Below are 13,254 nucleotides of genomic sequence, written 5' to 3'. Positions count from 1 at the left end.
GCCGGACGCGTCGCACGCGTGGCGGTACGGCGGCCGCCGCCGGATGCGGGGGCCTCCTCCGTGTACCGCGCGCCCGGCGGGACGGACGGCCCCCGGCGTCGGAGGCGCCCCGGACGTCGGCCCGTCGCGGGTGACGGACGAGCCCCCGCCACGCCCGTCACCCGGCCTCGACGGAAGCGGCCTCCAGCGGAGCGGCTTCCACGGGAGCGGCCTGCGCCGCACCGCCCGCCGTCACCCGGCGTACGCCACGGGCCGCCCGCCCGCACATCGCGCGACACCGCCCCGGCCGCTGCCGAGCGTCCCGCCGCCGACCCGGCCGCCCAGGCGACCGAAGGTCGCGAAGACGCCCGGAACGGGCTCCGGACCCTCCGCGGCCGGAGAACCCGGCCGCCGGCCGGGGCCTGACGATTCGTGATCGCCCGTGCCGGGCCCGCGTCGGCCGCTGCCGTCCGGCGTGGCAAGCCACGGGTGTCGTCCGGGGCCCGATGGCTGGTGTCCGTCCTCGTTCCCTCCGTACCGGCTGTTGCCGTCCGGTGTCGGAAGTCCGGGCCGGGGGCCGTGGCTCCACGGTCCGTGTCCGCCCGCGCCCGGCCCGCGCCGGCCGTCGCCGTTCGTCGTCGGGCGTTCCGGCCGGCGGCCGGGAACCCGCCGGTCCCGGGACGGTCCGCTCGGGCGCGGTTCGCCTCGGCCCCCTTCGCCGGGCATCAGAAGTCCCAGCCGTCGTCCGTGGCCGGGGGCGTGGCGTCCGGCCCCGGCCTTTCGGACGCCGCCGTGAACGCCGGGCCCGCCATGCCGGCGGTCAGCGTCGTCCCGTCGGCCGGGTCGATCAGCAGGAAGGCGCCGGTGCTCCGGGACACCGCGTAGTCGTCCAGCGCCAGCGGCTCGGCGGTGCGGAGCACCACCCGGCCGATGTCGTTGGCGGCCAGCGCGCCCGGGGACGGGCGGAGGGCCAGGTCCGCCGGATCGAGTCGCGAGGGAAGCGCCTTGACGACGGCCTTCACCGTGCGCGTGGTGTGTTTCAGCAGCACCCGGTCGCCCTCCCGCAGCGGCCGGTCGGCGACGTGGCAGACGGTCGCCTCGACGTCCCGGACCGGCTCCGGCGCGCCCGCCGCCGGGGCGATGAGGTCGCCGCGCGCGACGTCGAGGTCGTCGGAGAGCCGCACGGTCACCGACTGCGGGGCCCACGCCACGTCCACCGGCGTGCCGAGCGCGTCGATCGCGGTGATCGTGCTCGTCCGGCCGGACGGCAGGACGGTCACCCGCTCCCCGACGCGCAGCACGCCGGAGGCGATCCGGCCGGCGTAGCCGCGGTAGTCGGGGTGGCCGGCGGTCCGTGGGCGGATCACGTACTGGACGGGGAACCGGGCCGGGTCGCCGGTGGGGTCGGCGATCACCGGGACGGTCTCCAGGTGCTCCAGGACGGTCGGGCCGCCGTACCAGTCCAGGTGGGCCGAGGGCGTCACGACGTTGTCGCCCGCGAGCGCCGAGACCGGGATCGCGGTCACGTCGGGGACGCCGAGCGAGCCCGCGTACGCCGTGAACTCCTCGGCGATCCGGGCGAAGACGGCCTCGGACCAGTCCACCAGGTCCATCTTGTTCACCGCCAGCACCAGGTGCGGGACGCGCAGCAGCGCGGCCACGGCGGCGTGCCGGCGGGTCTGCTCGACGACGCCGTGCCGGGCGTCGACCAGGACGAGGGCCAGTTCGGCGGTGGACGCGCCGGTGACCATGTTGCGGGTGTACTGCACGTGCCCGGGGGTGTCGGCGAGGACGAACCGGCGGCGGGCGGTGGCGAAGTAGCGGTAGGCGACGTCGATGGTGATGCCCTGCTCGCGCTCCGCCCGCAGCCCGTCGGTCAGCAGCGCCAGGTCGGGCGCGTCGTGGCCGCGGTCGCGGGAGGCGTGCTCGACGGCCTCCAACTGGTCGGCCAGGACCGACTTGGAGTCGTGCAGCAGCCGTCCGACCAGCGTGGACTTGCCGTCGTCGACAGAACCGGCGGTGGCGAAGCGCAGCAGCGAGGTGGCGGCGGCGGGCTCCGTGGCGATGCCGGCGATTCCGGTGGTGCTGGAGATGCTCATGATCAGAAGTACCCCTCGCGCTTGCGGTCTTCCATCGCGGCCTCCGACAGCCGGTCGTCGGCGCGCGTCGCGCCCCGCTCGGTGAGCCGGGAGGCGGCGATCTCCTCGATGACGCGGTCGACGGTGGCGGCGTCCGACTCCACGGCGCCCGTGCAGGACATGTCACCGACCGTCCGGTAGCGCACCACGCGTCTCTCGACCCGCTCCCCGTCCCGGGGGCCACCCCATTCACCGGGGGTCAGCCACATCCCCGACCGGGCGAAGACCTCGCGCTCGTGGGCGTAGTAGATGGAGGGGAGTTCTATCCCCTCGCGGGCTACGTACTGCCAGACGTCCAGCTCGGTCCAGTTGGAGAGGGGGAAGACGCGGACGTGCTCGCCGGGCGAGTGCCGGCCGTTGTAGAGGTCCCACAGCTCGGGCCGCTGCCGGCGCGGGTCCCAGCCGCCGAACTCGTCGCGCAGCGAGAACACGCGTTCCTTCGCCCGCGCCTTCTCCTCGTCCCGCCGGCCGCCGCCGAACACCGCGTCGAAGCGGTGCCGTTCGATGGCGTCCAGCAGCGGCACGGTCTGCAGCGGGTTGCGGGTGCCGTCGGGGCGTTCGCGCAGCCGTCCGTCGTCGATGAACTCCTGGACGGACGCGATGTGCAGCCGCAGCCCGTGCCGGGCGACGACGCGGTCGCGGTAGGCCAGCACCTCGGGGAAGTTGTGCCCGGTGTCCACGTGCAGCAGCGCGAACGGCAGCGGGGCCGGGGCGAACGCCTTCAGCGCCGTGTGCAGCATGACGACGGAGTCCTTGCCGCCGGAGAACAGCAGCACCGGCCGTTCGAACTCGCCCGCCACCTCCCGGAAGACGTGCACCGCCTCCGACTCCAGCGCGTCGAGGTGCGACAGGGCGTACGGGCTGTCACCGCGAGCCGTCACAGCACTCCCCTCCCCGCCAGCAGCGCGTGCACCGCGTCCGCCGACTCCGCCACCGTCCGCTCGTGGGCGTCGATGCGCAGGTCGGGGTCGTCCGGCGCCTCGTACGGGTCGTCGACACCGGTCAGGCCGGTGAGCTCGCCGGCCGCCTGGCGGGCGTACAGGCCCTTGACGTCCCGCACCGAGCAGACCTCGACGGGTGTCGCCACGTGCACCTCCACGTACCCGGTGCCCAGCGCCTGGTGGCGCTTGCGCACGGCCTCGCGGGTGTCGGCGTACGGGGCGATGACGGGGACGAGGACCGTCACGCCGTGGGCGGCGAGCAGTTGGGCGACGAAGCCGATGCGCCGGACGTTGACGTCCCGGTCGGCGCGGGAGAAGCCCAGGCCGGCGGAGAGGAACTCGCGGATCTCGTCGCCGTCCAGCACCTCCACCGGGCGTCCCTCGGCCCGCAGCCGGTCCGCGAGCGCGCGGGCGATCGTCGTCTTGCCCGCGCTCGGCAGGCCGGTGAGCCACACCGTGGCACCCGTCATCCGGTTCTCCCAGGAGGTCGGTCGGTTCGGTTCGTGGGGCGCGTACGACGCGTGAGGTGCGTGTGGCGCGTACGACTCGTGTGGCGCGTGGTATCCGGTCATCCGTGCAGCCCGCACTCGGTCTTGGACCGGCCCGCCCAGCGGCCGGCCCGCGCGTCCTCGCCCTCCCGCACCCGGCGGGTGCAGGGCGCGCAGCCGATGGACGCGTACCCGTCCATGAGCAGCGGGTTGGCGAGCACGCCATGTTCGGCGACGTACGCGTCCACGTCGTCCTGCGTCCAGCGGGCGATCGGCGCGACCTTCACCTTGCCGCGCCGGGCGTCCCAGCCGACGACGGGCGTCGCGGCCCGGGTCGGGGACTCGTCGCGGCGCAGCCCGGTCGCCCACGCGTCGTACCCCGCCAGCCCCTCCCGCAACGGCCGCACCTTGCGCAGTGCGCAGCACAGGTCCGGGTCGCGGTCGTGCAGCGCCGGGCCGTACGCGGCGTCCTGCTCGGCGACGCTCTGCGGCGGAGTGAGGGTGATGACGTTGACGTCCATCACCGCCGCCACCGCGTCGCGCGTCCCGATGGTCTCCGGGAAGTGGTAGCCGGTGTCGAGGAAGACGACGTCCACGCCGGGCCGGACGCGGGAGGCGAGGTGGGCGACGACGGCGTCCTCCATGGAGGAGGTGACGCAGAAGCGGTCGCCGAAGGTGTCCACGGCCCAGCGCAGGATCTCCTCGGCTGGGGCGTCCTCCAGTTCGCGGCCGGCGCGGAGGGCGAGCCGCTCGCGATCGGTCTGGTCGCGAGCGGTCCACTCACGATCGGTCATCCGATCCTCCGTTCCTCCGGTCGTCCGGCCCTCCGGAGAGGCCCCGGGACAGCAGCCCCAGGAACCTCAGCTGGAACGCCCGGTTGCAGGCGGCGCACTCCCAGGCGCCGTGGCCCTCCTCGTGGGGCCGCAGGTCCTCGTCGCCGCAGTACGGGCAGTGGAAGGGGGCGGCGCGCTCGCTCACGACAGTTCCTCCTCGCCGGCCCGGGCCGCCCAGGCGGCGAAGCGCTCGCCGTCCGCGCGGCCGGCCAGGTAGCGGCGGAGCACCCGCTCGACGTAGTCGGGCAGTCCGTCCGCGGTCACCTTGAGGCCGCGCACCTTGCGGCCGAACCCGGCCTCCAGGCCGAGCGCCCCGCCCAGGTGCACCTGGTAGCCCTCGACCTGGCGCCCCTGCTCGTCGGTGACCAGCTGCCCCTTGAGACCGATGTCCGCCACCTGGATACGGGCGCAGGCGTTGGGGCAGCCGTTGAGGTTGATGGTGAGCGGCTCGTCGAACTCGGGGAGGCGGCGCTCCAGTTCGTCGATGAGGGACGCGCCGCGCGCCTTGGTCTCGACGATCGCCAGCTTGCAGAACTCGATGCCGGTGCAGGCCATCGTGCCGCGCCGGAACGGGGACGGGGTCACCCGCAGGTCCAGCGCCTCCAGGCCGGCGGTCAGCGACGCGACGCGGTCCTCCGGCACGTCGAGGACGATCATCTTCTGCTCGGCGGTGGTCCGCAGCCGGCCCGAGCCATGGGCCTCGGCCAGCTCGGCGATCTTCGTCAGGGTGCTGCCGTCCACCCGCCCGACGCGCGGCGCGAAGCCGACGTAGTACCGGCCGTCGCGCTGCCGGTGGACGCCGACATGGTCGCGCCAGCGCTCCGCCGGGCGCTCGGGCGCGGGTCCGTCGAGCAGCGGGCGGCCCAGGTACTCCCGCTCCAGGACCTCGCGGAACCGTTCCGGCCCCCAGTCGGCGAGGAGGAACTTCAGCCGCGCCCGGTTGCGCAGCCGCCGGTAGCCGTAGTCGCGGAAGATGCCGATCACGCCGCCGAAGACGTCCGGTACGTCCGCCAACGGCACCCAGGCGCCGAGCCGGACGCCGATCTTCGGGTTGGTGGACAGCCCGCCGCCCACCCACAGGTCGAAGCCCGGGCCGTGCTCGGGGTGGCGGACGCCGACGAACGCCACGTCGTTGATCTCGTGGACGACGTCCAGCAGCGGGGAGCCGGAGACCGCCGTCTTGAACTTGCGGGGGAGGTTGGAGAAGTCCTTGTTGCCGATGAAGCGGCGGTGGATCTCCTCGATGGCCGGGGTGCCGTCGATGATCTCGTCCTCGGCGATGCCGGCGACCGGCGAGCCGAGGATGACGCGGGGAGTGTCGCCGCACGCCTCGGTGGTGGACAGGCCCACGGCCTCCAGCCGCCGCCAGATCTCGGGGACGTCCTCGATGCGGATCCAGTGGTACTGGATGTTCTGGCGGTCGGTGATGTCCGCGGTGCCGCGCGCGAACTCCTGGGACACCTCCCCGATCACGCGCAGTTGGGCGGTGGTCAGCCGGCCGCCGTCGACGCGCACCCGCAGCATGAAGTACTCGTCGTCCAGCTCCTCCGGTGCCAGCACCGCGGTCTTCCCGCCGTCGATGCCGGGCCGGCGCTGGGTGTACAGCCCCCACCAGCGCATCCGGCCGCGCAGGTCGGCGGGGTCGATGGCGGCGAAGCCCGCCTTGGCGTAGATCGTCTCAATGCGTGTCCGCACATTGAGACCGTCGTCGTCCTTCTTCACCTGCTCGTTGGCGTTGAGCGGGGTGAAGTGGCCCGCGGCCCACTGGCCTTCGCCACGGTGGCGGCCGGCCTTGCGGCGGGATGTCTCCGGCGCGGCGGCTGCGGGGGGTTGCGCGGTGGCGGCCATGGCGTTCTGTCCTTCGGGAGGTCCGCCCGCCGGGCCGGCACCGCACATCCCGGCGGCACGCCTGTCCGGCGGGCCGGCCGCCGGTGCCGTTTGTATGACGGCATGACGGCGCTGACCTGCGGGTATGGCGAGCAGCAGGGTGGGGAGGGTGCAGCGGACGGCCCGAGAACGGACGGAATCGGGTGGGGCCCGCCGGTCCGCGCCTTCGGGGACGGCGGTCAGGGAAGCGGTGGTGCTGAGCCTGTCAGCCCGCTGGACAGATGGCGCTGGACACGCGGCCTAGGTCGACGTGACGCCGACTCACCAAGGCAACTCCAGCTCGAGACATGAGGGAAGCGTGGCACGGGCGTTTGGGGGCAGTCCACTGTTCGCCGCATGGTGAGACGGGTCATCTTGCGATATGAGATGTGGATGATGGTCAGGCGGGGGTGCCGGCGGGGGCCGGGGATGGGGCCGGACGCGCGCCGGGCCAGGGGCCGGGGGCCGGAACGTCCGGCTCGTCCTCCGTCTTCGTCGCGAAGACGGTGAAGCCGCGGCGCTCGTAGTTGGCCATGGCGTGCTCGCCGTCCTTGGAGCAGGTGTGCAGCCAGACGCGTCGGGTCGGCGGCAGTTCCGGATGGCGTCCGGCCAGGTCCCAGGCCCGCCGGACGCCGTGGGTCAGCAGGTGGCCGCCGATGCGCCGGCCCTGGAAGGCGGGCAGCAGCCCGAAGTAGACGATCTCGACGGACGCGGCGTCGCCCGCCGGGCCGGCGCCTCCGAACTCGGGGCCGGGGTCCCCGGGCGCCAGCTCCACATAGCCGGCCGGCGTCCCCCGGTCGTACGCGACCCACGTCTCCACGCCGGGCCGGTCCAGGTACTCCTGCCAGCGCGCGTACGGCCAGGCCAGCCGGTCCGTCCAGGCGTGGTCGCCGCCGACGGCCGTGTAGAGGAACCGGCTGAACTCGGGCGACGGCACCTCCGACCGTACGAAGCGGACATCGGGGCCCGGACCGGGAGCGCCGGCGGGGACGAGGGCGTCCGGTGCGGTCATGTGGAGTGACCAGGTGGTCACCGGGGTCGTTCTGGTGTCCGATCGGTTGTCCATGGCCTCACCCAACCACGCGCGCCGCGGAGGTCCCCGGTGGCCCCCCGCACGGCCGTCCGACGGATGAACGGACCGGTCGGAGACGGATACGGTTAGGGCGTGCAGGCAGCAACAAATGAACCACCGGGGCAGCGGAAGGGCCGGCTCCACCGAGCCCGGGCCCTGTACCGAAATGTGTCGAAGCGGAGGATGGCGTGGCTGCTCCTCAAGGACACGATCAATTCCTGCATGGAGTACCGCGTCACCGGCCTCGCCGCCGAAGCCGCGTTCTTCACCCTGCTGTCGCTGCCGCCCTTGCTCCTGGGCTTCATGAGCCTGCTGGGGTACCTGGACGACTGGACCGGCACCCACACCATCAGGAGCCTCCAGGGCAACATCATCAACGCGTCCTCGGCCGTCCTGTCGGACCGCGGCGTCAACCAGATCACCGTACCCCTGCTGAACGACGTACAGAACGGCGCCCGCCGGCCCGAGATCGTCTCGGTCGGCTTCGCCATCGCCCTGTGGTCCGGGTCGCGGGCCGTCAACGTCTTCGTCGACACCATCACCATCATGTACGGGCTGGAGGGCCGGCGCGGCATCGTCCGCACCAGACTGCTGGCCTTCCTTCTGTACATCGTCGCCCTGTTGATCGGGGCGGTGGTGATGCCGCTGATGGTGGTGGGGCCGGAGGCGGTGGAGAACATCGTGCCGTGGAGCGCCGGCGTCGTGCAGGTGCTGTACTGGCCCGTCGTCCTGGTGCTGTCCGTCGCCTTCCTGACCACGCTGTACCACGTGTCGGTGCCCGTGCGGTCGCCGTGGCGGGAGGACATTCCCGGTGCGCTCGTGGCGCTCACCATGTGGGTGATCGGCAGCTTCCTGCTGCGGATCTACCTCACCCACACGGTGGAAGGTCTGACGATCTACGGCTCGCTCGCGGCGCCCGTCGCCGTCCTGCTGTGGATCGGCGTCTCCGCCTTCGCCGTGCTCGTGGGCGCGGCGGTCAACGCGGCCATGGACCGCGTCTGGCCGTCGGTCACCACCGCCGCCGCCCGCGCCGAGGCGGACCGCCGCAAGGCCGCCGCCGCGGCGGCGATGGCGGCCGAACGGGCGGCGCTGGCGATGGTCCACGAGTACGAGGACGACCCCGAGGACTACGCGGAGGACGGACTGCGGGACCGGGAGCCGCCGTCGGAGTTCCCGGAGCGGTGGGCGCAGTTCCTGCCGCCCGAGGACGTGCGGACACGGCTCCAGCACGTGCGGTCGGAGAAGCAGGGGAAGGCGGCGAAGGGGGAGCCCAAGCACGCGAAGCACCGGAGGCGGTAGGGGGAGCGGTTACGGGCCGGGTCGCGAGCGCGCTCGAATAATCGCTCGCGAGCGCGGCCCGCCGCGCCCTAGAGTCCCCCCGACAGCCGCGACCAGCGGCGCAGGAGACAGCGGCAGCGGTGCCGCGCGCGGAATCAGGAGGTGAGCCCGGGATGACTGTCACCACGGCGGCCACGACGGCCCGTACCCGGCGATCGACCACTCTCACCTCCCTCCTTCCGAAGGAACACCGCGTTGTCCTCCGAGTCGTTCCCGCACTCCGCACAGCACCCCCTCGCCCGCTACGGCTGGGACGAGGGCTTCGCTGACGCCTTCACCCCCTACGCCGCCGAGGGCTTCGCCCCCGGCCGGATCGTCCGCGTCGACCGGGGCCGCTGCGACCTCGTCGTCGCCGACGAGACCGCCGACGACGGTGTCCGCACCGTCCACGGCGACACCTCGCCCGTCACCACGGGCGACCCGCTGCGCATCATGTGCACCGGTGACTGGGCGGCCGTCGATCTGACGACGGGTCACGTCCGGGCGCTGCTGCCACGCCGCACGGCGTTCGTGCGGTCCACGTCCTCCCAGCGGTCCGAGGGCCAGATCCTGGCCGCCAACGTGGAACTCGCCCTGATCGCCGTCCCGCTCTCCGCCGACCTCGACCTCGGCCGGGTGGAACGCTTCCTGGCGCTCGCCTGGGAATCCGGGGCCGAGCCCGTCGTGGTCCTGACCAAGGCGGACCTGGTCCAGGACCCGGCCGTGCTCGGCCACCTCCTCGCCGACACCGAGACGGCCGCGCCGGGCGTCCAGGTCTTCGCCGTCAGCGCGGCCACGGGGGACGGCGTCGATGTGCTCGCCGCCGTGCTGTCCGGGGGTACGTCGGTGCTCCTCGGGCCGTCCGGCGCCGGTAAGTCCACCCTCGCCAACGCCCTCGTGGGCACCGACGTCCAGGACGTCCGGGCGATTCGCGACCGCGACGGCAAGGGCCGCCACACGACCACCACCCGCAACCTGCTGCCCCTGCCGGGCGGCGGCGTCCTCATCGACACCCCCGGACTGCGCGGCGTCGGCCTCTGGGACGCCGAGGGCGGGGTCTCCCGCACCTTCTCCGAGATCGAGGCCCTCGCCGGAGAGTGCCGCTTCCACGACTGCGGCCACGACAGCGAGCCCGGGTGCGCGGTGACGGCGGCCATCGAGGAGGGCGTGCTGGCTCCTCGCCGCCTCGACAACTACCGCAAGCTTCTCCGTGAGAACCAGCGCCTCGCGGCCCGCACGGACGCGCGGCTGCGGGCGGAGCTGCGGCGGGAGTGGAAGCTGCGGCGGGCGGAGGGGGCGTACATGGTCGAACGCAAGCGGGGGCGCTCGCGCTAGGCGCCTGCGGCGGGCTGTGCCCCGGTCCCACCCCTTCGCCGATTCCTGGGGGCTGCGCCCCCAGACCCCCCCTTTTTCGCGGCTTCGCCGCTCGTCCTCAGACGCCGGACGGGCTGAGATCAGCCCGTCCGGCGTCTGAGGACAGCGCCCGCAGGGCGCTTCGGGGGTGCGGGGGCAGCGCCCCCGCAAGAAACGGTGAAAGGGCGGGACCGGGGCACCCCGCCCGGAGGGCCCAGCCCCGCGTCCGATTTCCGCCAGTCCTCCCACCCGACCTCCCGCACACTGGAACACGTGACAACAACCGCCCCCCACCCCGACGACCTCCGCTACCAGGCCGTAAGCAGCAGAGACGCCCGCTTCGACGGCGAGTTCTTCTTCGCCGTCGCGACGACCGGGATCTACTGCCGGCCGAGCTGTCCGGCGGTGACGCCGAAGCGGGTGAACGTCCGCTTCTACCCGTCCGCGGCGGCGGCGCAGGGGGCGGGGTTCCGGGCCTGCCGGCGGTGCCGGCCGGATGCGGCGCCCGGGTCGGCCGAGTGGAACATCCGGGCCGACCTGGTGGGACGGGCGGTGCGGCTGATCGCGGACGGGGTGGTGGACCGGGAGGGCGTCGCGGGGCTCGCCGCGCGGCTCGGGTACAGCGAGCGGCAGGTGCACCGGCAGCTCACCGAGGAGCTGGGCGCCGGGCCCGTCGCCCTCGCCCGGGCGCAGCGCGCGCACACCGCCCGCGTACTGCTGCAGACCACGGACCTGCCGGTCACGGAGACCGCCTTCGCGGCGGGTTTCGCGAGCGTGCGGCAGTTCAACGACACCATCCGCGAGATCTACGCCCAGACGCCGACCGCCCTCCGGGCGCAGGCCAGGACCGGCAGGCCGGCGCGGGCGGGCAAGGGAACCACCCCGGCGGGCGTGCCGCTGCGGCTCGCCCACCGGGGCCCGTACGCCGCGCGGGAGGTCTTCGACTTCCTGGAGCGCCGCGCGATCACCGGGATCGAAGAGGTGACGGGCACCGTCGGCGCCCGCGTCTACCGGCGCACCCTGCGCCTGCCCTACGGCACGGGCATCGCCGAGGTCCAGGAGCCGCCCGCCGGGCACGGTCGCACGGGCGGGCGGAACGACCGCGGCGCCTGGCTCGCCTGCCGCCTCCACCTCACCGACCTGCGCGACCTCGCCAACGCCGTCCAGCGCATGCGCCGCCTCTTCGACCTGGACGCCGACCCCGACGCCGTGGCGGAACGCCTCGGCGCCGACCCCCGGCTCCGCCCGCTCGTCGCCGCCCGGCCCGGCCTCCGGTCGCCCGGAGCGGCGGACGCGGAGGAGCTCGCCGTCCGGGCCGTGCTCGGGCAGCAGGTCTCGGTCGCCGCGGCGGCCCGCCTCGCGGCGCGGCTCGTCGCCGCCCACGGCACCCCGCTGCCCGTACCCGACGGCACGCTGACCCACGTCTTCCCGGAACCCGGCGTCCTCGCCGAAGCCGGTCTCGACGGCCCCGACGACCCGGGCATGCCGGAGTCCCGCAGGCGCGCCCTGCGGACGGTGGCGGCGGCGCTCGCCGACGGCACCGTCCGGCTCGACCCGGGCGCCGACCGCGACGACGCCGAACGGCGGCTGCTCGCCCTGACCGGCGTCGGCCCCTGGACCGCCGGCTACATCCGGATGCGGGCGCTCGGCGACCCCGACGTCTTCCTCCCCGGCGACGCCGGGGCGCGCCACGGACTCGCCGCCCTGGGCGCCGGTCCGGACGCCGCCGACGACTGGCGGCCCTGGCGCTCGTACGCACTGCACCACCTCTGGAACCACGCGCCCGCTGCTGCGGGGAAGTAAGGACGGCACCCGATGCTTCCGACGCTGTACACCGAGATCGACAGTCCCCTCGGCACCCTGCTGCTCACCGGCCGTCCCTCCGCGACCGCCCCGGGCGGCACCGCCCTCGTCTCCCTCTCCGTCCCGGGCCAGCCCAACGGCGCGACCGTCCGCCCCGACTGGCACCGCGCGCCGGACGCCTTCACCGAGGCCCGGCGCCAGCTCGCCGCCTACTTCGCGGGTGAGGTCAAGGAGTTCGCGCTCGAGTACGCCGTCGAGGGGACGGAGTTCCGCCGCCGGGTCTGGGACGCGCTCGACGCCGTCCCGTACGGCGCGACCACCAGCTACGGCGAACTCGCCGCCCGCGTCGGCGCTCCGCGCGCGGCCGTCCGCGCGGTCGGCGGGGCCATCGGCGCCAACCCGCTGCTGGTACTGCGCCCGTGCCACCGCGTCATCGGCGCGGACGGGTCGCTGACCGGGTACGCGGGCGGCCTCGACCGCAAGCGCCTGCTGCTCGCGCTGGAGGCGGGGGAGCGGCCGGTGCAGGACGGGCTGCCGGGGATGTGAGGGCGCCCGCCCGGGGCGCCCCCTCTCAGCTCCGCGCCGCCGTCGGCCGCCACTGCGCCGCCGTCGCCCTCGCCGGCCCCGGGCTTCCCGTCGTCCATCCCCGCTCCGCCGCCTTCCAGCCGAGCTGGAGCCGGGTCGTCACTCCGGCCAGTTCCATGAGCCGCTTCACCCGCCGCTGCACCGTCCGCAACCCCAGCCCCAGTTGCTTGGCGACGCTCGCGTCGGTCAGGCCGGACAGCAGCAGCGACAGGACCGCCAGGTCCGTGGCGTCGGGGACGTCGGAGGCGGGCGGCAGCGGTAAGGGAGCGTCCTCGACGGGCGGCAGCGGGCGGGCCTCGTGCCAGACGGTCTCGAACAGAGCGGCCAGCGAGTCCAGCAGTTCCCCCTCGCCGACGACGAGCGCCGCGGGGCCCGCGCTGCCGGAGGGGAGGACAAGGAGCGCCTCCCTCCGGTCCGCGAGGAAGAGCTCGGCCGGTACGCGGTCGGCGATCCGGACCTGGTGCGTACCGGCTCCCGCGGGGATGGGGACGTGGAGGGGGCTCCCCGCGCGGTCCACGACCGTGCGGTGCCGGACGGGGTGTTCGCGCCGGACGGGGTGTCCGGTGCCCGTGTCAACCCAGGGACGGCCGATGTCAACCCAGGGGCGGTCCTTGACCAGTGCGCACACTTCTTCGACGGCCCGCCGTCGCAGCCCCGTCAGACGGTCGGTGACGGCCGCCGCGCCGGTCACCGCCTCGACCGCCGCACCGGGGCCGCCCGACCGGTCCTCCGACCGCTCCTGCCTGCGCTGTCCTGCGGCTCTTCCGCGTTCCAGGTCCCCGACGGCGGCCGGACCTATGGCACCGGGCACGTGACACCCCTCCCCACGACCGTGTTGCGACTCCCGCCATCATCGCCGCGTGAGGCCCCTCGTGCACT

At 74.4% G+C, this 13,254-nt stretch carries 13 protein-coding genes; 4 read left to right on the top strand and 9 right to left on the bottom strand.

Annotated features, from left to right (window positions below; genetic code table 11):
- Positions 1 to 704 precede the first annotated feature (704 nt).
- From ACH4PU_RS13135 to ACH4PU_RS13100, 8 genes are all read right to left on the bottom strand, one after another.
- Positions 705 to 2,078 (bottom strand): sulfate adenylyltransferase subunit 1, encoded by a 1,374-nt coding sequence (locus ACH4PU_RS13135; protein WP_398270484.1) that lies wholly within the window; start codon positions 2,076 to 2,078, stop codon positions 705 to 707.
- 2 nt (positions 2,079 to 2,080) lie between these two features.
- Positions 2,081 to 2,998, bottom strand: a complete 918-nt coding sequence (cysD, locus tag ACH4PU_RS13130; RefSeq protein ID WP_398270481.1) for a sulfate adenylyltransferase subunit CysD — start codon at positions 2,996 to 2,998, stop codon at positions 2,081 to 2,083.
- Positions 2,995 to 3,528 carry an adenylyl-sulfate kinase gene (gene cysC, locus ACH4PU_RS13125; RefSeq protein WP_398270478.1) on the bottom strand — a complete coding sequence of 178 codons (534 nt, stop codon included), beginning with the start codon at positions 3,526 to 3,528 and terminating at the stop codon, positions 2,995 to 2,997. Before cysC ends, cysD begins: the two co-directional genes overlap by 4 nt.
- A 98-nt stretch (positions 3,529 to 3,626) precedes the next feature.
- The gene (locus tag ACH4PU_RS13120) at positions 3,627 to 4,340 is read right to left on the bottom strand and encodes a phosphoadenylyl-sulfate reductase (protein ID WP_398270475.1); all 714 of its coding nucleotides are present in this window, start codon (positions 4,338 to 4,340) and stop codon (positions 3,627 to 3,629) included.
- On the bottom strand, positions 4,327 to 4,524 hold the full coding sequence (locus tag ACH4PU_RS13115) for a hypothetical protein (RefSeq protein WP_398270473.1): 198 nt from the start codon (positions 4,522 to 4,524) through the stop codon (positions 4,327 to 4,329). The genes ACH4PU_RS13120 and ACH4PU_RS13115 overlap by 14 nt, the downstream gene beginning before the upstream one ends.
- Complete coding sequence (locus ACH4PU_RS13110) at positions 4,521 to 6,227, bottom strand: nitrite/sulfite reductase (protein ID WP_398270470.1); 1,707 nt, start codon at positions 6,225 to 6,227, stop codon at positions 4,521 to 4,523. The genes ACH4PU_RS13115 and ACH4PU_RS13110 overlap by 4 nt, the downstream gene beginning before the upstream one ends.
- Positions 6,228 to 6,471: 244 nt before the next feature.
- Complete coding sequence (locus tag ACH4PU_RS13105) at positions 6,472 to 6,555, bottom strand: putative leader peptide (protein WP_351506350.1); 84 nt, start codon at positions 6,553 to 6,555, stop codon at positions 6,472 to 6,474.
- A gap of 90 nt (positions 6,556 to 6,645) precedes the next feature.
- Positions 6,646 to 7,311, bottom strand: a complete 666-nt coding sequence (locus ACH4PU_RS13100) for a GNAT family N-acetyltransferase (RefSeq protein WP_398270467.1) — start codon at positions 7,309 to 7,311, stop codon at positions 6,646 to 6,648.
- A gap of 189 nt (positions 7,312 to 7,500) precedes the next feature.
- Between ACH4PU_RS13100 and ACH4PU_RS13095 the strand changes: the two genes are divergently transcribed.
- From ACH4PU_RS13095 to ACH4PU_RS13080, 4 genes are all read left to right on the top strand, one after another.
- Positions 7,501 to 8,616, top strand: a complete 1,116-nt coding sequence (locus tag ACH4PU_RS13095; RefSeq protein ID WP_398270464.1) for a YihY/virulence factor BrkB family protein — start codon at positions 7,501 to 7,503, stop codon at positions 8,614 to 8,616.
- A 234-nt stretch (positions 8,617 to 8,850) separates the two neighbouring features.
- Positions 8,851 to 9,969: a ribosome small subunit-dependent GTPase A gene (gene rsgA / locus ACH4PU_RS13090; RefSeq protein WP_398270461.1), complete on the top strand. Its 1,119-nt coding sequence runs from the start codon at positions 8,851 to 8,853 to the stop codon at positions 9,967 to 9,969.
- 291 nt (positions 9,970 to 10,260) lie between these two features.
- Positions 10,261 to 11,790 carry a DNA-3-methyladenine glycosylase 2 family protein gene (locus ACH4PU_RS13085; protein ID WP_398270458.1) on the top strand — a complete coding sequence of 510 codons (1,530 nt, stop codon included), beginning with the start codon at positions 10,261 to 10,263 and terminating at the stop codon, positions 11,788 to 11,790.
- 12 nt (positions 11,791 to 11,802) lie between these two features.
- Positions 11,803 to 12,336: a methylated-DNA--[protein]-cysteine S-methyltransferase gene (locus tag ACH4PU_RS13080; RefSeq protein WP_398270455.1), complete on the top strand. Its 534-nt coding sequence runs from the start codon at positions 11,803 to 11,805 to the stop codon at positions 12,334 to 12,336.
- 25 nt (positions 12,337 to 12,361) lie between these two features.
- On the opposite strand, the gene ACH4PU_RS13075 is transcribed toward ACH4PU_RS13080, so the two are convergent.
- Entirely contained in the window at positions 12,362 to 13,186 is an 825-nt protein-coding gene (locus ACH4PU_RS13075; RefSeq protein WP_398270453.1) for a winged helix-turn-helix transcriptional regulator, read from the bottom strand.
- Positions 13,187 to 13,254 lie beyond the last annotated feature (68 nt).

The organism is Streptomyces sp. NPDC021100 (assembly GCF_044333095.1).
In the GTDB taxonomy this organism is placed as follows: Bacteria; Actinomycetota; Actinomycetes; order Streptomycetales; family Streptomycetaceae; genus Streptomyces.
The sequence above is the reverse complement of the archived record's forward strand: the minus strand, read 5'-3'. Positions and strand labels throughout refer to the sequence as shown.

Excerpts from the sequence above, each read along its gene's own strand:
- ACH4PU_RS13135 (WP_398270484.1), bottom strand. The coding sequence starts at position 2,078 with ATGAGCATCTCCAGCACCACCGGAATCGCCGGCATCGCCACGGAGCCC.
- cysC (WP_398270478.1), bottom strand. The coding sequence starts at position 3,528 with ATGACGGGTGCCACGGTGTGGCTCACCGGCCTGCCGAGCGCGGGCAAG.
- ACH4PU_RS13120 (WP_398270475.1), bottom strand. The coding sequence starts at position 4,340 with ATGACCGATCGTGAGTGGACCGCTCGCGACCAGACCGATCGCGAGCGG.
- ACH4PU_RS13110 (WP_398270470.1), bottom strand. The coding sequence starts at position 6,227 with ATGGCCGCCACCGCGCAACCCCCCGCAGCCGCCGCGCCGGAGACATCC.
- ACH4PU_RS13105 (WP_351506350.1), bottom strand. The coding sequence starts at position 6,555 with ATGTCTCGAGCTGGAGTTGCCTTGGTGAGTCGGCGTCACGTCGACCTA.
- ACH4PU_RS13100 (WP_398270467.1), bottom strand. The coding sequence starts at position 7,311 with ATGGACAACCGATCGGACACCAGAACGACCCCGGTGACCACCTGGTCA.
- ACH4PU_RS13095 (WP_398270464.1), top strand. The coding sequence starts at position 7,501 with ATGGCGTGGCTGCTCCTCAAGGACACGATCAATTCCTGCATGGAGTAC.
- ACH4PU_RS13080 (WP_398270455.1), top strand. The coding sequence starts at position 11,803 with ATGCTTCCGACGCTGTACACCGAGATCGACAGTCCCCTCGGCACCCTG.